The 18,034-nt window shown below is 66.4% G+C and carries 19 protein-coding genes and 1 tRNA gene; 12 read left to right on the top strand and 8 right to left on the bottom strand.

Features of this window, described 5'->3' with window-relative positions:
* Positions 1-58: 58 nt before the first annotated feature.
* Positions 59-1,189 (top strand): GNAT family N-acetyltransferase, encoded by a 1,131-nt coding sequence (locus tag CHB77_RS05950; RefSeq protein WP_089387277.1) that lies wholly within the window; start codon positions 59-61, stop codon positions 1,187-1,189.
* Between the two features lie 29 nt (positions 1,190-1,218).
* Here CHB77_RS05950 and CHB77_RS05945 read toward each other — a convergent pair whose 3' ends face one another.
* The gene (locus CHB77_RS05945) at positions 1,219-1,701 is read right to left on the bottom strand and encodes a peroxiredoxin (protein WP_089387276.1); all 483 of its coding nucleotides are present in this window, start codon (positions 1,699-1,701) and stop codon (positions 1,219-1,221) included.
* Positions 1,702-1,780: 79 nt separating this feature from the next.
* Here CHB77_RS05945 and CHB77_RS05940 point away from each other — a divergent pair, with 79 nt between their 5' ends.
* Both CHB77_RS05940 and rsmD read left to right on the top strand, forming a co-directional pair.
* Positions 1,781-2,983: an NAD(P)/FAD-dependent oxidoreductase gene (locus CHB77_RS05940; RefSeq protein ID WP_089387589.1), complete on the top strand. Its 1,203-nt coding sequence runs from the start codon at positions 1,781-1,783 to the stop codon at positions 2,981-2,983.
* A 73-nt stretch (positions 2,984-3,056) separates the two neighbouring features.
* Complete coding sequence (gene rsmD, locus CHB77_RS05935) at positions 3,057-3,623, top strand: 16S rRNA (guanine(966)-N(2))-methyltransferase RsmD (RefSeq protein ID WP_089387275.1); 567 nt, start codon at positions 3,057-3,059, stop codon at positions 3,621-3,623.
* 27 nt (positions 3,624-3,650) lie between these two features.
* Here rsmD and CHB77_RS05930 read toward each other — a convergent pair whose 3' ends face one another.
* Complete coding sequence (locus CHB77_RS05930) at positions 3,651-4,823, bottom strand: pyridoxal-phosphate-dependent aminotransferase family protein (RefSeq protein ID WP_089387588.1); 1,173 nt, start codon at positions 4,821-4,823, stop codon at positions 3,651-3,653.
* A 239-nt stretch (positions 4,824-5,062) separates the two neighbouring features.
* Here CHB77_RS05930 and CHB77_RS05925 point away from each other — a divergent pair, with 239 nt between their 5' ends.
* Positions 5,063-6,730 carry an ABC transporter ATP-binding protein gene (locus CHB77_RS05925; protein WP_089387587.1) on the top strand — a complete coding sequence of 556 codons (1,668 nt, stop codon included), beginning with the start codon at positions 5,063-5,065 and terminating at the stop codon, positions 6,728-6,730.
* Entirely contained in the window at positions 6,727-7,449 is a 723-nt protein-coding gene (gene ygfZ / locus CHB77_RS05920) for a CAF17-like 4Fe-4S cluster assembly/insertion protein YgfZ (RefSeq protein ID WP_089387274.1), read from the top strand. The genes CHB77_RS05925 and ygfZ overlap by 4 nt, the downstream gene beginning before the upstream one ends.
* On the opposite strand, the gene CHB77_RS05915 is transcribed toward ygfZ, so the two are convergent.
* Both CHB77_RS05915 and efp read right to left on the bottom strand, forming a co-directional pair.
* Positions 7,446-8,000 carry a hypothetical protein gene (locus CHB77_RS05915; RefSeq protein ID WP_089387273.1) on the bottom strand — a complete coding sequence of 185 codons (555 nt, stop codon included), beginning with the start codon at positions 7,998-8,000 and terminating at the stop codon, positions 7,446-7,448. The two genes, ygfZ and CHB77_RS05915, sit on opposite strands and share 4 nt — an antisense overlap.
* A gap of 61 nt (positions 8,001-8,061) precedes the next feature.
* On the bottom strand, positions 8,062-8,625 hold the full coding sequence (gene efp / locus CHB77_RS05910) for an elongation factor P (protein WP_089387272.1): 564 nt from the start codon (positions 8,623-8,625) through the stop codon (positions 8,062-8,064).
* Positions 8,626-8,975: 350 nt separating this feature from the next.
* Here efp and CHB77_RS05905 point away from each other — a divergent pair, with 350 nt between their 5' ends.
* Positions 8,976-9,302, top strand: a complete 327-nt coding sequence (locus CHB77_RS05905; RefSeq protein ID WP_089387271.1) for a DUF6280 family protein — start codon at positions 8,976-8,978, stop codon at positions 9,300-9,302.
* 60 nt (positions 9,303-9,362) lie between these two features.
* On the opposite strand, the gene CHB77_RS05900 is transcribed toward CHB77_RS05905, so the two are convergent.
* On the bottom strand, positions 9,363-10,316 hold the full coding sequence (locus CHB77_RS05900; protein WP_089387270.1) for a 1-phosphofructokinase family hexose kinase: 954 nt from the start codon (positions 10,314-10,316) through the stop codon (positions 9,363-9,365).
* Positions 10,313-10,720: a metallopeptidase family protein gene (locus CHB77_RS05895; protein ID WP_089387269.1), complete on the bottom strand. Its 408-nt coding sequence runs from the start codon at positions 10,718-10,720 to the stop codon at positions 10,313-10,315. Before CHB77_RS05895 ends, CHB77_RS05900 begins: the two co-directional genes overlap by 4 nt.
* Positions 10,721-10,798: 78 nt before the next feature.
* On the opposite strand from CHB77_RS05895, the gene gltX reads away from it, so the two are divergent.
* The 3 genes from gltX (at position 10,799) to CHB77_RS05880 (ending at position 13,738) form a co-directional block, all read left to right on the top strand.
* Positions 10,799-12,124 carry a glutamate--tRNA ligase gene (gene gltX, locus CHB77_RS05890; protein ID WP_089387268.1) on the top strand — a complete coding sequence of 442 codons (1,326 nt, stop codon included), beginning with the start codon at positions 10,799-10,801 and terminating at the stop codon, positions 12,122-12,124.
* Positions 12,125-12,236: 112 nt separating this feature from the next.
* Positions 12,237-12,313 (top strand) — tRNA-Met (locus tag CHB77_RS05885).
* Positions 12,314-12,892: 579 nt separating this feature from the next.
* Positions 12,893-13,738, top strand: a complete 846-nt coding sequence (locus CHB77_RS05880) for a dienelactone hydrolase family protein (RefSeq protein WP_131023318.1) — start codon at positions 12,893-12,895, stop codon at positions 13,736-13,738.
* Between the two features lie 63 nt (positions 13,739-13,801).
* Here the strand turns inward: CHB77_RS05880 and iscR are convergent, their stop codons facing one another.
* Positions 13,802-14,260: a Fe-S cluster assembly transcriptional regulator IscR gene (iscR, locus tag CHB77_RS05875; protein ID WP_089387266.1), complete on the bottom strand. Its 459-nt coding sequence runs from the start codon at positions 14,258-14,260 to the stop codon at positions 13,802-13,804.
* Between the two features lie 165 nt (positions 14,261-14,425).
* Between iscR and CHB77_RS05870 the strand changes: the two genes are divergently transcribed.
* Positions 14,426-15,088: an alpha/beta hydrolase gene (locus CHB77_RS05870; RefSeq protein WP_089387265.1), complete on the top strand. Its 663-nt coding sequence runs from the start codon at positions 14,426-14,428 to the stop codon at positions 15,086-15,088.
* A gap of 139 nt (positions 15,089-15,227) precedes the next feature.
* The gene (locus tag CHB77_RS05865; protein ID WP_089387264.1) at positions 15,228-15,431 is read left to right on the top strand and encodes a hypothetical protein; all 204 of its coding nucleotides are present in this window, start codon (positions 15,228-15,230) and stop codon (positions 15,429-15,431) included.
* Here CHB77_RS05865 and CHB77_RS05860 read toward each other — a convergent pair.
* Entirely contained in the window at positions 15,387-16,577 is a 1,191-nt protein-coding gene (locus CHB77_RS05860) for a Hint domain-containing protein (protein WP_089387263.1), read from the bottom strand. The genes CHB77_RS05865 and CHB77_RS05860 overlap by 45 nt on opposite strands.
* 207 nt (positions 16,578-16,784) lie before the next feature.
* Between CHB77_RS05860 and CHB77_RS05855 the strand changes: the two genes are divergently transcribed.
* Positions 16,785-17,996, top strand: coding sequence for an NADP-dependent isocitrate dehydrogenase (locus CHB77_RS05855; protein ID WP_089387262.1), 1,212 nt, complete (start codon positions 16,785-16,787; stop codon positions 17,994-17,996).
* Positions 17,997-18,034 lie beyond the last annotated feature (38 nt).

Here is an 18,034-nt window from a genome sequence, read left to right as displayed (position 1 = left end):
TGCGATGCGACGCTTGGCCCCCCTGACAAAGGCGTGCCGACCGCCTAGCTTGCCTTGCATGAACACGCTGACCCTGAACACCCATCCCGGCATTGCCGCGATTCCCGCCGACACCTGGGACGGCCTTGGCGACGGCAATCCCTTCACCACGCACCGCTTTCTGCTGGCCCTGGAGGAATCGGGTTCGGTCGGGCGGGGGACCGGCTGGCAGCCCCTGCATGTCACGCTGGACGACATGGGCCGGACCGTCGCGGCGGCACCGCTTTATGCCAAGTCGCACAGCCAGGGCGAATACATCTTCGACCATGCCTGGGCCGAGGCTTACGGGCGCGCGGGCGGGCGCTATTACCCCAAGCTTCAGGCGGCTGTGCCCTTTACCCCGGCCACCGGGGCGCGGCTGCTGACCCGCGATCCCGCCCGGCGCCCGTCCCTGCTGGCAGGGATCGCGCGGCTGGCCGAACGGGTCGGGGCGTCGGGGGTCCATGTCACCTTTTGCACCGAAGACGAGGCGCAGGCGGGGTCTGATGCCGGGTTCCTGCCCCGCGTCACCCAGCAATTCCACTGGCTGAACAAGGGTTATGGCCGCTTTGACGATTTCCTGGGCGCGCTGTCGTCGCGCAAGCGCAAGGATCTGCGCAAGGAGCGCGCGCGCGCGCAGGCATTCGGCGGCACCATCCGACACCTGACCGGCGACGATCTGAAGCCGCATCACTGGGACGCCTTCTGGACGTTCTATCAGGACACGGGCAGCCGCAAATGGGGGCGCCCCTATCTGACGCGGGCCTTTTTCGACCGCCTGCACGACACCATGCGCGACGATGTCCTGCTGGTTCTGGCGGAACGCGACGGGCGGCCCGTTGCCGGGGCGCTGAATTTCCTGGGACCGGACGCGATCTATGGCCGCTATTGGGGCTGCGTCGAGGATCACCCGTTCCTGCATTTCGAACTGTGCTATCATCAGGCCATCGACGTGGCCATCGACCGCGGCCTGTCGCGGGTCGAGGCCGGGGCGCAGGGCGAACACAAGCTGGCGCGGGGATACGAGCCGGTGGCCACCCATTCGCTGCACTGGGTCGCCGACGAAGGGTTCCAGCGTGCCTTGGCCGAGTATCTGGAACGCGAGCGCGACGCGATGGGGGCGGAAATCGACGCCTTGGCCGATTTCACCCCGTTTCGACGGAATGGCTGAGGAACGAACGGTCGAGATCCCGCCGGCGGTCAGGCCTTTTCCAGCAACGCCTCGCCCCCGCTGACCGTGCAGCCGCGGCCTTCCTCGATTTGGATCACATCGGCGACGCCATCGTCCAGCAGCGCGGCGAACCGCTGGCAACGGCCATGGAAACCGACGGCCGGCGCATCGAAATCCAAGCCGAGCGCACGGGTCACGCTTCCATCGGCATCGGCCAGAACCTCGATACCGGCGGCGTCCGCGCCCGTGGATTTCGCCCAGGCGTCGGCGACGAAAGGATCATTCACGGTCAGGCAAACGATGCGGCCGACGCCCTTGTCGCGAAACGCGTCGGCGGTGCGGACGAAACTGGGCATGTGGGCGTTGGTGCATGTGCCCGTGAACGCGCCGGGCAGGCCGAACAGGGCGACGCGGCCCCGTGCCAGGTCGGCGGTATCCACGGCCTCGGGGCCGTTGGCGCCCAGGCGCAGCAGCGTTCCTTGGGGCAGCCTGTCTCCGACGGTGATGGTCATCCTGTCCTCCCTGGAATTGCAACGGATTCGCAGGGACTATAGGGTGCGGTCGGATGACAGGCCAGCGGCGGGGACCGGCATGAAGATCGTGATCGTGGGGGCAGGCCAGGCCGCGGCGTCGATGGCCGCACGTCTGCGCGCCAAGGGACACGATGACGAGATCGTGGTGATCGGCGCCGAACCCGCCGCCCCTTATCAGCGCCCGCCGCTGTCCAAGGCCTATCTGCTGGGCCAGATGGGGCTGGACCGCCTGACCCTGCGCGCGGCCGGCTGGTGGGCCGATCAGGGCATCGCGCTGAGGCTGGGGGAAAAGGCAACGGCCATCGACCCGATCGGGCGCCGGGTAACGACCGACCGCGGACGGGTCGGTTATGACGTCCTGGCCCTGACCACCGGCGCCCGGTCCCGACGCCTGCCCGCCGCCATGGGGGGCGATCTGCCGGGCGTCCATGTGATCCGCACCCTGGCCGATGTGGATGCCCTGGCCCCGGACATGCGGCCGGGCCGCCGCCTGATCGTGATCGGCGGCGGCTATATCGGGCTGGAAGCCGCTGCCGTCGCCCGCAAGCTGGATCTGGGCGTCACGGTGATCGAGGCCGCGCCGCGCATCCTGGGCCGGGTCGCGGCGGCGGAAACGGCGGACATGATCCGTGCGCTGCATCGGTCCCATGGCGTCACGATCCTGGAAGGCGTCGGCATTTCTCGTATCGGGGGGACAGACCGCGCGACGGGCGTTGCCTTGACCGACGGGCGCGACCTGCCCGCCGACCTTATCGTCGCCGGGATCGGTGTTCTGCCCGATACCGCCCTGGCAGGAACCGCCGGGCTGGCCCTGGACAATGGCATAGCCACCGATACCCTGGGCCGAACCTCGGATCCTGCGATCTGGGCTGCGGGGGATTGCGCCAGCTTTCCCTGGCAGGGCGGGCGGCTGCGGCTGGAAAGCGTGGGCAACGCCATCGACATGGCGGAAGCGGTGGCCGACAACATCATGGGCGCGAACCGGCCCTATCATCCAAAACCCTGGTTCTGGTCGGACCAGTTCGACGCCAAGTTGCAGATCGCGGGCCTGGGCATGGGCCATGACCGGATCGTAACGCGGCCGGGCGACGGCCAGCACGGCGGTTCGGTCTGGTATTTCCAGGATAACCGCCTGATCGCCGTGGATGCCCTGAACGACGCCCGCGCGTACATGATCGGCAAGCGCCTGATCGAGTCCGGGCGCAGCCCCGACCCCAAGACGATCGCCACGGCCTCCGACCTCAAGGCGCTGCTCGCCTGATGTTTTGCCCTGGTGCAAATATCCTCTGGGGGCCTGGGGGGCGAAGCGCCCCCAGCCGTCGCGGGACGCAGGCATGAGGATCGTCGGCGGCACCCTGCGCGGGCTGAAACTGGCCGATGTCGGCGACGGCGACAACGCCGCCCATCTGCGCCCCACCACAGACCGCGTGCGCGAAGCGATCTTCAACCTTCTGGTCAACGGCGCCCAAGGCAATCCGATCCCCGGCGCGCGGGTGCTGGATCTGTTCGCGGGAACCGGCGCCCTGGGGCTGGAGGCGCTGTCGCGCGGCGCGGGCCATGCCGTTTTCGTCGATGACGGCACCTCCGCGCAGGCACTGATCCGCAGCAACATCGCCAGGGCGCGGGCCGGGAACGCGACCGCGTCGTTGCGCCGCGACGCGACCCGGCTGGGGGACAATCGCGAGGCGCCCCATGGCCTGGTCTTTCTGGATCCGCCGTATGGTCAGGGTCTGGGCGAACGGGCCATCGCGTCGGCCCTCGACGGCGGCTGGATCGCCCCCGGCGCCGTGGTGGTGTGGGAAGAACGCCGCCCGCCTGTCGTCGCCGCCCCGCTGGTCCCGTTTGACCAGCGGCGCTATGGCGATACGGTCGTGACCCTGGCAAGGATGCCCGGATCCTGACGCCACCTTGTCGCCGATGCCCTTCGGTCAGGCCGGTTCGGCCAGCACCCGCGCGGCGGCGTCCAGACCGCCAGGCCCGCAGGGGATGCCCAGCGCCGTCATCCCCGCCTGCATGGCGCCAAGCGCCGCCAGGATCATCGCGGCATTGGAATGACCCATATGGGCCACGCGCAGGACGTTTTCGGGCTGTTCGGCCCCCAGCCCCACGCCCAGCGTCACTCCGCAATTGGCCGTGACCCAGGCCCGCAGCGCATCCGCCCCCGGCAGGATAATCGCCGTGACCGAAGACGCCCGCGCCGCCGGATCCCCGACCGCCAGGCGGATGCCGGTCCCACCCTCTCCCCAGGCATCGACCGCCGCCCAGACGGCACGGGCCAGGGCCGCGTGACGCGCCCAAACGGCGAATATCCCTTCCTCGTCCAGGATCATCCGCAGGGCCTCGTCTAGGGCAAAGATCTGCTGGACCGGGGGCGTTCCCCCCCAGAACCGCCACAGCGCCTCGGCATGGGCGCGGGAATGCCAGTCCCAATAGGGTGTGGTCAGCTGCGTACGCCCGCGCGCGGCGGTGCGATCCGAAAACCACAGGAAACTGGTGCCGGGCGGGCACATCATGCCCTTCTGGCTGGCCGAGATCAGGACATCGACCCCCCAGTCGTCCATCATCATCGGCGCGCAGCCCAAGGACGCGATGGCGTCGACGACCAGCAAAGCCGGGTGATCGCCCATGGCGTCGCGCAGCGCGGGAATGTCGGCCATCACGCCGGTCGCGGTGTCGATCTGGCAGACCATCACCGCCTTGATCGCATGCGCCGTGTCGCGCGCCAGCCGCTGGGCCAGCCGGTCGGGATCGACAGGCAGGTTGCCGGAATCCAGCCGTTCGACGGCGACGCCCATGGCCTCCATCTGCTGTGCCCAGGACCGGCCGAAATGGCCAAAGGTCAGTGTCAGGGCCTGGTCGCCGGGGTTGAACAGGTTGGCGCCCGCGGCTTCCCATGCGGCATGGCCGTTGCCGATATAGGGCGCCAGGTTTGCCTGCGTGCCCGCCAGCCGCTTCAGCTGCGCCACGACCTGAAGGTTCAGTTCCGCCAGTTCCTCGCCATAGATGTCGGGCGAGGCGCGGTGGGCGGCGGCCAGCACCCGGTCCGGCACGGGCGAGGGACCGGGAATGGCAATGACGGGGCGACCTGCGGCAAGGCTCATGGCGTTCATCTGTCCTTCACATCCTGCAAGATCGCTAGTGCCCGCAGCGCCGAAGGTCAACGTCCACCGGCCGGCCGGTGCCCGCCTTGCCGTGACGGGGCGGGTCGGGCTAAGGCTGGGCACATGCCCGCAGACGAAAGGCGCCGCTGCCCGTGACCCAGACCCGGACCCCGCATCCTTCCGCCTCGGCCCTGCTGCGCCGGTTCTGGACCGATTACCTGCGCATCCATCGCGGGTCCATGATCGGCGCCTTCGTGCTGATGACGCTGGAGGGATCGACGCTGGCGTTGATTTCCTGGATGCTGAAACCCTTGTTCGACCGGGTCTTCGTCGGCAAAGAATCGGGGGCGATCTGGTGGGTCGGCGCCGCGATCATGGGGATCTTCCTGCTGCGCGCGACCACGCTGATCGCCAGCCGCGCGCTGTTGTCGCGGATTTCGCTGGGCATCTCGACGGCGATGCAGCGCGATCTTCTGGCCCATATCATGACGCTGGACGGCCGGTTCTTCCAGGCCAACCCCCCCGGCGCGATGATCGAACGGATCCAGGGCGACACCATCGCCGTCCAGGGGGTCTGGGCCACGATCATCACGGGCGCGACGCGCGACGCGATATCGCTGCTGATGCTGTTCGCGGTCGCGGTGGCCATCGATCCGGTCTGGACGCTGGCCGCGCTGATCGGCGCGCCGATCCTGATCCTGCCCGCCGCCTTCGTGCAGCGGTACATCCGCCGCAAGGTGCGCCAGAACCGCGCCCATGCCAGTGCCCGCGCCACCCGCCTGGACGAGGTGATGCACGGCATCGCCTCGATCAAGCTGAACCGGGCCGAGGCGCACCAGATCGACCGTTTCGCGGGCATCGTCGGGCGGATCCAGCGATCCCAGGTCAAGGTCGCCGCCATGGGCAGCCTGGTTCCCGCGCTGACCGACATCGTGACCGGCGTGGGTTTCGTCGCCGTTCTGGCCCTTGGTGGCCGGGAGGTGATGGAGGGAGAACGCAGCATCGGCGATTTCATGTCCTTTTTCACCGCCCTTGCGCTGGCCTTCCAGCCGATGCGGCGGCTGGGTGGCCTGGCAGGAACCTGGCAGACCGCCGCTGCCAGTCTTGAACGGATCTATCAGGTTCTGGACACCAGGCCGCGCATCCTGTCCGGGCCGCGGCGGCAGTCGCCAGCCGATACCACGATCCGGCTGGACGATGTCTGGCTGTCCTATGACGGCAAGCCCGTCCTGAACGGACTGTCCTTCGCGGCCGAGGCCGGAAAGACCACGGCGCTGGTTGGGCCGTCCGGGGCGGGCAAGTCCACCGTCTTCAACCTGCTGACACGGATGGTCGATCCCGACCGGGGGGCGGTCCTGCTGGGCGGGGTGCCCGTGCAGGATTTCGACCTGGGCCTGCTGCGCGACCAGTTTTCCACCGTCAGCCAGGATTCGGCCCTGTTCGACGAGACCCTGCGCGACAACATCCTGATGGGCCGCCCCGACGCAGACGACGCGGCGCTGCTGCGGGCGATGGAGGCGGCCCATGTCAGCGAGTTCGTGTCGGCCCTGCCGCGCGGTCTGGACAGCGCCGCCGGACCGCGCGGAACGGCCCTGTCGGGCGGCCAGCGTCAGCGCATCGGCATCGCCCGCGCCATCCTGCGCGACGCGCCCGTGCTGCTGCTGGACGAGGCGACGAGCGCGCTTGACACCGCCAGCGAACGAATGGTCCAGGCGGCGCTGGAAACCCTGTCGAAGGGCCGCACGACCCTGGTGATCGCGCATCGCCTGTCCACCATCCGCAACGCCGACACGATCGTGGTCATCGAACAGGGCCGGGTTGTCGAACAGGGCAGCCATGCACAGTTGATGGCGCAGAACGGCGCCTATGCCCGCCTTGTCGCCCTGCAATTCGGAGAACATCCATGACCCGCCAGATCATCCGCGTCACCGCCGACGACCGCGTGGCGTTTCTGCAAGGACTTGTCAGCAACGATGTTGAACGCGCGCCCTGCTGGGCCGCCCTGCTGACGCCGCAGGGCAAGTATCTGGCCGATTTCCTGATCGTGCCGGACGGCGACGCGCTGTTGATCGACGTGGACGCGCGGCTGGCCGACGACCTGATACGGCGCCTGACGATGTACAAGCTGCGATCCAAGGTCAGGATCGACCCTGCGGAAATGACGGTCGCGCGCGGCACCGGGCCTGCCCCCAAGGGGGCGATAGCCGACCCCCGTCATCCGGCGCTTGGCTGGCGGCTGTATGGCGGGCAGGGCGACGACGGCACCGATTTCGACGCCATCCGGGTCGAACACGTCATCCCCGAAACGCTGGTCGAACTGATCCCGAACGAAACCTTCATCCTGGAGGCCGGGTTCGAACGCCTGCAAGGTGTCGATTTCCGCAAGGGCTGCTATGTGGGCCAAGAGGTGACAGCCCGCATGAAGCACAAGACCGACCTGCGCAAGGGCCTGACCCGGCTGCGCATCGGCGGCGCCGCGCCGGTGGGCACCCCGATCACCGCCGCCGGGAAGGACGTTGGGACACTGTTCACCCAATCAGGCGGTCATGCCGTGGCGCATGTGCGGTTCGACCGTATCGGGCCGGACATGCGGGCGGGCGGGGCGCGTCTGGCGCCGGACGACTAGGCCAGTTTGCGGATGCGGTCGCCCAGGGCGACCTCTCCGTCCCGCTCGATGGAACACAGGATGCCGCGCAGGCGCAGCGGGGGATGGCCGGGCGCCACGATCCAGTCCTTTGCAGGCCTGCCATAGCGGACCTTCCACTTGACGCAGCCGTCGTTGAAGACATCCGACACCCGCAGGACCGCTGTTCCCGCCTGCAACAGGCTGCCCACGGGCAGATTGGCCTGGCTGGTGTCCAGGTCGCAGACGATCGTGTCGCCGGGGTGGGGTGTATTCTCTCGGTCCAGCCAGACGGCATCCATCACCCGGCGGGGCAGGATCGACACCTGGATCCGCGGATCGGCGGCCCCGTCCGGCAGCTTCAACCAGGGCGCCGTCAGCCAGCGTTCGCCCGGCACGCCCTGATCGCGCGTCAGGGTCAGACGATCGGGAAATGTCCGCTGGTTGAAGCCGGGCCGAAAGCACAGCCATTCCACCGCCGCATCGTCGCTGGGCGCGGCCAGGACATGAGGCAGGAGGTCGGCCAGGTCTTCGGCGGTGGCGTGAAGGGGCATGGGTGCAGACCGGTGCTTGGGGAAACGCCCCGGATCGCCGGGGCGCCGAGGGGCGGCGGCTTCAGGCCCGTTCGCTGTATTCGAAGACCTCGGTGTTCACGATGATCCGTTCGCCTTCGCCCACGAAGGGCGGAATCATGATGCGCACGCCGTTGTCCAGGATCGCGGGCTTGTAGCTGTTGGCGGCCGTCTGGCCTTTTACCACGGGTTCGGTTTCCGTGACGGTGCAGGTCACTTTCTGCGGAATCGACACCGACAGCGCCTCGTCGCCGTAATATTCGATGGTGGCGGTCATGCCGTCTTGCAGGAAGGGGCGGCGGTCGCCCAGCAGATCGGCGTCCAGTTCGGTCTGCTCGAACGTCTCGCTGTCCATGAAGACCAGCTTGCCGTCGGATTCGTACAGGAACTGCTGGTCCTTCTGGTCCAGGCGGACACGTTCGACCTTGTCTTCGCTGCGGAAACGCTCGTTCAGCTTGCGGCCGTCGCGCAGGTTCTTCAGTTCGACCTGGGCAAAGGCCCCGCCCTTGCCGGGCTTGACATGGCTGACCTTCACGGCAGCCCACAGGCCTCCGTCATGTTCCAGCACATTGCCGGGGCGGATTTCGTTGCCATTGATCTTGGGCATGGGAAACTCTTTTCGGGTTCGAAAATCGGACCGTTCATCGTTGAACGGCGTTGCGCCGCCCCTATATCGACAGCTTGGACCAGAGGCAACCAAATCAGCTTTGCGGTGTTGTCAAGACGCGAACCGATGCCTGTTGGCATCGAATTCAGAAGGTGTTTGCAGATTTCACCTTTTTTTGTGCGACATGCACCGGACGCATGGGTGATATGCAGTCTGGGGAATAACGAATCAGGGGCGATCTGGGCTAAGCAGCGGGACCGTCAGAAAAACGGAAACAATAACGATGGGTTGCATGATGCCGCCCACGCGGCTGCCGTGCCTTTGGCGGCCTTTGAAGATGGACGAATGGTATGCGCGATTTTGTCGATGGATCGGCTTTCAACTTTGAACAGGGCCAGCGGGCCCGCAAGCTGTTTGCGGCGGTCGTTCTGGCCGCTTTGGACGACGCCATTGCAGACGACAAGAAATACGGCAACGGCGCCGAACAGATCGCCCGCTGGGCGCGGTCTCGCGATGGGCGCGAGGTGCTGTCCTGCGCAGGCATTGATCCGAACGAACGGGTCGTCAAGGGTCTGATGGAATTCGTGGCAAAGGGCGTGCGCACCTCGGTCGCGCTGTCGCGCGAGGAAAGCGAACGCCGCATGGCCGCCGAGGCCGAGGAGGCCGAAGCCGCCTGACCTCGCCCGGCAGTCGGCCAAACGGACCGTCCCCAAGGGGGCGGTCCTTTCATTTTCGGACTACAGCCTCGAGATGGTCCGTTCGCCGTAAAAGCGTTCGACATCGGCCGACTGGCACAAATCCGTTGCGGGCGTCATCACGGCGGCCGATGCGGCGGCTGCGCCCAGGGCGAGGGCTTCGGGGGCGGGCCAGCCGCGCGCCATCGCCAGCACGAAGCCCGCCACGAAACTGTCGCCCGCGCCCACCGCGCTGACCACCCTGACCCGCGCCGCGGCCGCGTGCCAGGCGCCGTCCGCCCCGGCGATGACCGATCCGTCGGCCCCGCGCGCCACGATCACCGACCGCGCCGCCCCGTCCCTGACCAGCCCTGACGCAAAGGCCGCGCTGTCGGCGCGCAGGGGCAGGGGGCGGCCCGCCAGATCCTCGGCCTCGTGGCTGTCCATGCGCAGGACATCGACGGGGGTGGACGACCCGGCCAGCACCCGCAGCGCCTCGCCCGAGGTGTCGACCAGCAGCTTGGCCCCGCTGTCCTTCAGCCGCACGGTCAGCATCTGTTCGAACCCCGCGGGCACGCCCGGCGGATTCGACCCCGACACGACCACCCAGCCCCCGGCCCGCGCGGCTTCGGCGATGGCCTGGGTCATGTCGGCCACATGCGCCTTGTGCCATTCCGGGCCGGGCATCACAAAACGGTATTGCCCGCCGGACGAACGATCCGTGACCGCCAGGGACTGCCGCGTTTCGCCCGGCGCGGTCAGGCGGACGACGGACAGCCCGTCCGCCTTCAGCATCTCGGCGATGCGCGTGCCGGTCGCCCCGCCAAGCGCCACCATGGCCGTCGATTGCCCGCCCATGTGCCCGATGGCGCGGCTGACGTTGATGCCGCCGCCGCCGGGATCGGCCGCCGGCTTGTCGCAGCGCAGCTTCAGTTCGGGCCGCACCTCGTCTGCAGCCGTGGACAGATCCAGCGCGGGATTCAGCGTAACGGTCAGGATCCGCGCTTGGGTCGTCATTCCCACCACCGGTCGATGGCCGCGATGTCGTCATCCGACCAGCCGAAATGATGCGCCATCTCGTGCGTGACGACGTGGGATATCAATTCCCCCATCGTCACGTTGCCGCGCGACGCCCATTCGTCCAGCAGCGGCCGGCGGTACAGCCAGATGATGTCGGGCTGGCCCGGCTGGTCGGACACCGACTTTTCCGTCACCGGAACGCCGTCATAGAGGCCGGTCAGCTCGAACGGATCGTCGATCTGCAATTCGTCCAGCACGTCGTCGGGGGCGAATTCGGCCACGCGGATGGCGATGTCGCCGGCATGGGCCGCGAATTCCGGGGGCAGGGCGGCCAGGGCGTCGCGCGCCATCGCCTCGATCCCGGCCGCATCGGGGGCCGTCGCGTCGTTCCAGTGGGTCATCCGCTTCTCCTGCGTGCCTGTCCTGATATGGACAAGAATCGCTGCGTGTGAAAGAGCAAGGCGAACAGGAGACCTGCCATGACCACCACCCGCTTCGCGCCCTCGCCCACGGGCCATATCCATGTCGGCAACCTGCGGACCGCGCTGTTCAACTATCTGATCGCGAAGAAGGCCGGGGGGACGTTCATCCTGCGCCTGGACGATACCGACCAGGAGCGCAGCAAGGAGGAATATGCCGACGGCATCAAGCGCGACCTGGACTGGCTGGGCCTGCACTGGGACCGGGTGGAACGTCAGTCGCTGCGCCTGGACCGCTATGCCCAGGCGGCCGACCAGTTGCGCGGGGCGGGCCGCCTGTATGAAGTGTTCGAAACCCCGACCGAGCTGGACCTCAAGCGCAAGAAGCAGCTGAACATGGGTCGCCCGCCGGTCTATGACCGCGCGGGCCACGGGCTGTCGGATGCCAACAAGGACCGTCTGCGCGGCGAAGGGCGCGACGGATACTGGCGGTTCCTGCTGGATCAGGAACGCATCGAATGGACCGACGGCATCCTGGGCGACATTTCGATCGACGCGGCCAGCGTGTCGGACCCTGTACTGATCCGCGCGGACAAGCAGGTGCTGTATACCTTTGCGTCCTCGGTCGATGACACCGACATGGCCGTCACGCATATCGTGCGCGGGGCCGATCATGTGACCAACACCGCAACGCAGATCCAGATCATCCGGGCGCTGGGCGGCACGGTTCCGGCCTTCGCCCATCACAGCCTGCTGACCGGCGCGCAGGGCGAGGAATTGTCGAAACGCATCGGCGCCCTGTCGATCCGCGACCTGCGCGAGGCGGGCGTCGCGCCCGAGGCGCTGCTGTCGATGATGGCGCGGCTGGGGTCCAGCCAGCCGGTCGCGTTGCGGATGACGCTGGACGATCTGGCCCAGGGATTCGATCTGTCGCAGTTCGGCGCCTCGCCCACGAAATTCGACCCCGAGGATCTGTGGCCGCTGACCCGCGAACGCAACCAGACGCTGCCCTTCGCCGCGGTGCGCGACCGGATCGCGGCGCTTGGCGTGCCGGACGACATGGCGCAGCGGTTCTGGCAAGTGGCGTCGCAGAACATCACCCGGCTGGAGGATCTGGCCGACTGGTGGACGATCTTTTCCCACGGAGCCGAGCCGCAGATCGACCCCGAGGACGCGGATTTCATCGCCCAGGCCATGCCCTTGCTGCCCGCGCCGCCCTATACCGACGCGACCTGGGGCGAATGGACCGCCGCCGTCAAGGATGCCACGGGCCGCAAGGGCAAGGGCCTGTTCATGCCGCTGCGCAAGGCCGTCACCGGTCAGGCCCACGGTCCCGACATGGCGCAGGTCATGCCGCTGTTGCAGGTGGTCAAGGCGCGGGGCTGACCGGTCCAGGCCCGGAAAACACACGCCGCCCAAACCACGGGCGGCGTTTTCGTTCCGGCGACGAAAACCGCTTGACGCCCCCCGCCGCACCCCGTAAATCGCCCCCACCTGTGGCGGAGTAGCTCAGCTGGTTAGAGCAGCGGAATCATAATCCGCGTGTCGGGGGTTCAAATCCCTCCTCCGCTACCAGGGTTTCCAACCAGGCAACGGCCCATTTCATCGTTTGCGGCCGTATTTGTGGCGGCGCGTTACGGCCTGTTGACGTTTGAGGATTTCCAAGCCGGTCGCTGGCTGATTCGAGGCCGCCCAATGGGCGGCAACCCTGATCCGCACGGCATTGACCGACACGCAAAGGGCATTGGTCGTCCTCCCACACTTGGCCGGCAATGTGATCCTGGCCGCATTGGCCCGACTCTCGGGTTTTCGTTGATGCGGTGCTTTGGATTATCGCGAACGGCTGTCCGCGAATTGCCGGCTGACTTCGCCGATCATTCCGGGGGGTCGCCAGACGCGGCTGCAAGACGGATAAAGGCTTCAGCGGCTTCATTTCCCTGAGCGCAAGCGTCGTTCGGCCTGGGAGAACCTCGACACCCCCTTGGCGTGCGTTTGTCCACAAGCTGGTGCGCCGCCGTACGATGCAAGCCCTTTCGGCACCGATCCGGCAAGGCATTGCCGGTCCGCGGGCCAAGGTCCGTCGCCGCCATGTGTCCGGTTGAATACCGGTCCGACAGGCTGTACGCCGCCGATCTGACATCCCAGGAGAACATCTTGGCCGCCGATCTCATCGAACCAAGCTCGACCCCGAATTTCCGACGGATTTCCGATTTGAAGGGCATCCCGGACGGTGTCGACTTCATCCGGCTGGACAGCGGATCAGGTCATGTCGACGGGCTTTTCAAGCGGCTGGCCAGCAGCAAGTCGCTGGTGGTCCTGTTTCCCGCGGCATTGCCGCTGGCGGCTCTGAAGGCGCAGCAGTTCCCATATATTCCAAGGTGGCAATGGGTTGCGTCCATGCCGGTCAACGTCTGGTGCTTCGAGGAAGCCCTGGCACGGAAATACCAGATCGCCGCAGGCTGGTTCCAGGAAGGCGATCATTTCTATGCCGATACGATTGCCCGCATCATCCGTGACATCGCCGCCGCGTTGGAGATCGAAGCCGGGAACATCACGCTCATGGGGTCGTCCCTGGGGGGATTTGGCGCGCTCATGGTGGCGGCGGCCATTCCCGGTTGCCGGGCGATCGCCGACATCGCCCAGACCGATCTGCATAGCTATCAGTTCAGGCACCATGTGGAAGACCTTTGCATCAAGATCTATGGCACGAACGACGTGGACGGCGTCAATGCCATGCACCGAGACCGCTTTTCCGTGATCGAACGGTTCCGGGCCTTGGGCCATGTCCCTGACATGACGATCCTGCACGACATAACCGACGAACCGAACGGACGGCAGCAAATCTATCCGTTCTTCGTCGATCTTGCGGCATTGCAAACGGAATCCCCCAACCCTTTCATGTTCGAGGCGATCCTGCGCAGCACGGCGCGCGGCCATGTCGCGCTTCATCGCGGCGAAATGCTGCCGATCCTGTATCGGGCCGCAGGCATCCGGGTCTGAGCGCGGGCGCCGGGCCGGGACGGCCTTTACGGCTGTCCGGATCGTTGACGGGCTGGTCAGGCCTCAATCGTCCACCACGCTGAGGATTCGCGGCAGCGCCGGGCAGGGCAGCAGCTGGTTCCGGGCCACGTCGGCGAGCGTATGGTTGTGCAGGAACACATAGACATGCGCCGACAGGCTTTCCCACAGCCGGTTCGACAGCGTTTGCGCCCGCGACCCCGAGACGCCGCCCGACGCGCCCGCGCCGACATGCATGGCGCTGACGGTTTCGTCCACGGCCTCCAGAATCTCGGCGATGCGGATGGTTTCGGGGGCGCGGGCCAAGCGATAGCCGCCGCCCGGACCGCGAACCGACGCCACCAGCCCCGCCCGCCGCAGCCGCACGAACAGCTGTTCCAGATAGGGCAGGGAAATGTCCTGACGGCCCGAAATCTCGGCCAGAGAGGTGAGATCGTCATTCCTGGCGACGGCCAGATCGACCAGCGCGATGATCGCATAGCGTCCCTTGGTGGACAGTTTCATCGGCTGGCTCCCTTCCAGAACAGGCGGCGTCGGATTGACGACGCGCGCACTGCCGCGCTATGCCGCCAAGGTTGGTTTCTTGCGCAAGCCGCGCCGAAATCCCAGATAGCGGTCTAGAAGCGCCGCGCAGATGCGTCAAGAAACCCGTAGCTTCGAAGGAAGACGATGCCAGAGCTGATTTTCCCCGGCCCCGAAGGGCGGCTCGAGGGCCGCTATCACCCGCAACCGGGCAAACCCGACGCCCCCCTTGCCATTGTCCTGCATCCGCATCCGCAGTTCGGCGGGACGATGAACAACCGCGTCGTCTATAACCTGCATTACGCATTCCACAAGATGGGCTTTACCGTCATGCGGTTCAATTTCCGCGGGGTCGGGCGCAGCCAGGGCGAATTCGACCAGGGCATCGGCGAATTGTCGGACGCGGCATCCGCGTTGGACTATTTGCAGGCGATGAATCCCAACAGCAAACATTGCTGGGTCGCGGGCTTCAGCTTTGGCGCGTGGATCGGGATGCAGCTGCTGATGCGCCGCCCGGAAATCACCGGCTTCATCAGCGTGGCGCCCCCGGCCAACATGTACGATTTCAGCTTTCTGGCCCCGTGCCCGTCGTCCGGCCTGATCGTGAACGGCACCGCCGACCGCGTGGCGCCCCCCAAGGACACGCACACGCTGGTCGGCAAGCTGCGCGAACAGAAGGGCATCACCATCACCCACGAGGAGATCGAGGGCGCCGACCACTTCTTCCGCGACGATGAATTGCACATGAAGCCGATGATCGACCTGGTCCAGGGCTATGTCCGGCGGCGGCTGACCGAAACCAGCCGCTGACGGCAATGTCGGAACGGATCACCCGCCGGTTCGCCGTTCCCGCCCACTACCAACCGGCCCCCAGACGGCTGACCGGGGCGATGGACCCGTTCCGTCGGAACAACGCGCCGAACGCAGCCGGCACGGCGCCGTGAAGGTCATGAGGTTCGGCGCCTCTGACCGGGCGATCCGCATGGTGCCGGTTCATGATCTGGTCGAAATCGACATGGGCGATGCGCCGCTGCATTCCGCGGGGGACGAGGCCCGCGACGGGATCGGAATCCGCGTGGGCGGCAAGACCGCCCTTGGCGCCGCACCGTCATGGCATTGGCCGGGGGTCGGGGCGGGGGCGTTCCTTGCCTGACCGGCTGGCCAATGGCCTGTTGTTGACGGCATGGCGCAGGGCCAGCTGGCGGGCCTTTGGACCGGCGACAAAGGGCCGGGCGGCGGGAAAGCCGTCGATGCCGTCGCGAAGCTGGGGAAACAGGGCAAGGATTTCCCCCGCCATGTCCCCAAGCGCCACCAAGGCCTGAGGGCCGGGATAGAGCGATTCTGTTTCCGATCCGTTTGACAGCACGATTTCATGCGCGGAAAACATCAGGTGGACATAGGTGACGCCCGGCATGTCCGCCACGATGTCGATGCCGTCCACCTCGGTCAGGTGCTTGGCGGGGATCAACAGTTCCCGTGCCCCGAACATGCGCGCGGCAATTGCCGAACGCACAAGGACGCGGTGCTGCTGCGACACCAGCAGGTCATGCCGCGGCAGGCCGTCGCCCAACGCCCCCGCCGCGATGCGGACGGGCGCAAGCGCGGCGCGTCCGGCGATTTCGGCCGCGGTGACATGGCGGCGCCCGATCCAGCGGACCGGCTGCGGCCCATGGTCGCGGGTCGTTACCAGATCGCCGATCCGCAAATCCTCGACCCGGCGGTCGCCCATCGGGGTATGGATCATCGTGCCGCTGGCAAAGCAGGTGATCGGCAGGTCGTGAATTGTCGGCCGGAACGAGATCGTGGCGACATAGGTATTGGCGGGCAGCGGATCCGCCGACAGGATCTTGACCGCCCGCAACGCATCGATGCCTTCCCATTGCGGCAAGGCATCCTTCGAGGGGCGAAAGAACGTGTCGCCGTTTTCCATCTGGATCAGCACGCCGCCTTGTTCCGACGTGTCCCCGTTCGGGAATGTCAGCTGATAGCGGACGGACAGAAAGCCCGTGATCGTCGTCGTGACCGTCTGGCCCGAATGCGGGGACTGATAAGTCATCCGGGAATCGGGAACGTCGCGGCCGTAGCCATCGCGGTTGTAGCTTGTCGCGAAAGCCTCGGTCGGTTGGCCATTCACGGTGATGCTGCGGGTGTCTCCGGCCAGGTGGACGGCCTTGATCTGCGCCTGGCCGACGGCATTGTGACCGCCGGTCCCGTCCGCCTCGGCATCGGTCGAGGGGGTGCCGCGGGTCGCATTGACCTGGGCCATGTTGCCGAACCACATCCAGTCGACCGTTGCCATGAAAGCGTCCACATCGTCGAAACCACCATGGCCCTTCGCATACTGCGGAACGGTTCGGAAATCAGCAAAGCCTTGCGGCGGCTTTGTCTAAAATGCCTGCAATCACCGGCTAACGCTGGATTTTTATTGCATACCGTCGCATACAATCTTTTCTTCGGAACCTGATCCGGCTATAGCCGCAAGCGAGTCCAACCGAAGGAAGCGCCCATGTCCAAGATCAAGGTAGCCAATCCCGTCGTCGAGCTTGACGGCGACGAGATGACCCGGATCATCTGGGATTTCATCAAGCAAAAGCTGATCCTGCCCTATCTGGACGTGGACCTGAACTACTATGACCTGGGGATCGAGGAACGCGACCGGACCAACGACCAGATCACCATCGACGCGGCCAACGCCATCAAGCGATACGGCGTCGGCGTCAAATGCGCGACCATCACCCCCGACGAACAGCGGGTCGAGGAATTCGGCCTGAAGAAGATGTGGAAATCGCCCAACGGCACGATCCGCAACATCCTGGGCGGCGTGATCTTTCGCGAGCCGATCATTTGCCGGAACGTCCCCCGGCTTGTGCCGCACTGGACGCGGCCGGTCATCGTCGGCCGCCATGCCTTCGGCGACCAGTACAAGGCCACCGACTTTCGCTTTCCGGGCAAGGGCCGCCTGACCATCCGGTTCGTCGGCGACGATGGTGAAACCATCGAACACGAGGTCTTTCAGGCGCCGTCATCGGGCGTGGCGATGGCCATGTACAACCTGGACGATTCGATCCGCGATTTCGCCCGCGCCTCGATGAACTATGGCCTGAACCGCGGCTATCCGGTCTATCTGTCCACCAAGAACACCATCCTGAAAGCCTATGACGGCCGCTTCAAGGATCTGTTCCAAGAGGTGTTCGACAGCGAATTCGCCGATCGGTTCAAAGCGGCCGGGATCACCTATGAACACCGGCTGATCGACGACATGGTGGCGTCCAGCCTGAAATGGTCGGGGGGCTATGTCTGGGCCTGCAAGAATTATGACGGCGACGTGCAGTCGGACACCGTGGCGCAAGGCTTTGGCTCGCTTGGCCTGATGACCAGTGTGCTCATGACGCCGGACGGCCGGACGGTCGAGGCCGAGGCCGCACATGGCACCGTGACGCGCCATTACCGCGAGCACCAGAAGGGCAACCAGACCTCGACCAATTCGATCGCCTCGATCTTTGCCTGGACGGGCGGGCTGAAACACCGCGCCAAGCTGGACGACAACGCCGCCCTGCTGAACTTTGCCGAGACGCTGGAGCGCGTCACGGTCCAGGCGGTCGAGGATGGCCACATGACCAAGGATCTGGCACTGCTGGTCGGCCCGGACCAGAAATGGCTGACCACCATGGGCTATCTGGAAAAGGTGGATCACGCTCTGGACAGGGCGCTGCGCTAGGCGTCGCGCAACGGATATGGGGCGCCCCTTTCTTCAGG

This window comes from Paracoccus sediminis, from assembly GCF_900188295.1.
In the GTDB taxonomy this organism is placed as follows: Bacteria; Pseudomonadota; Alphaproteobacteria; order Rhodobacterales; family Rhodobacteraceae; genus Paracoccus; species Paracoccus sediminis.
This window is presented reverse-complemented; position numbering and strand designations above follow the sequence as displayed.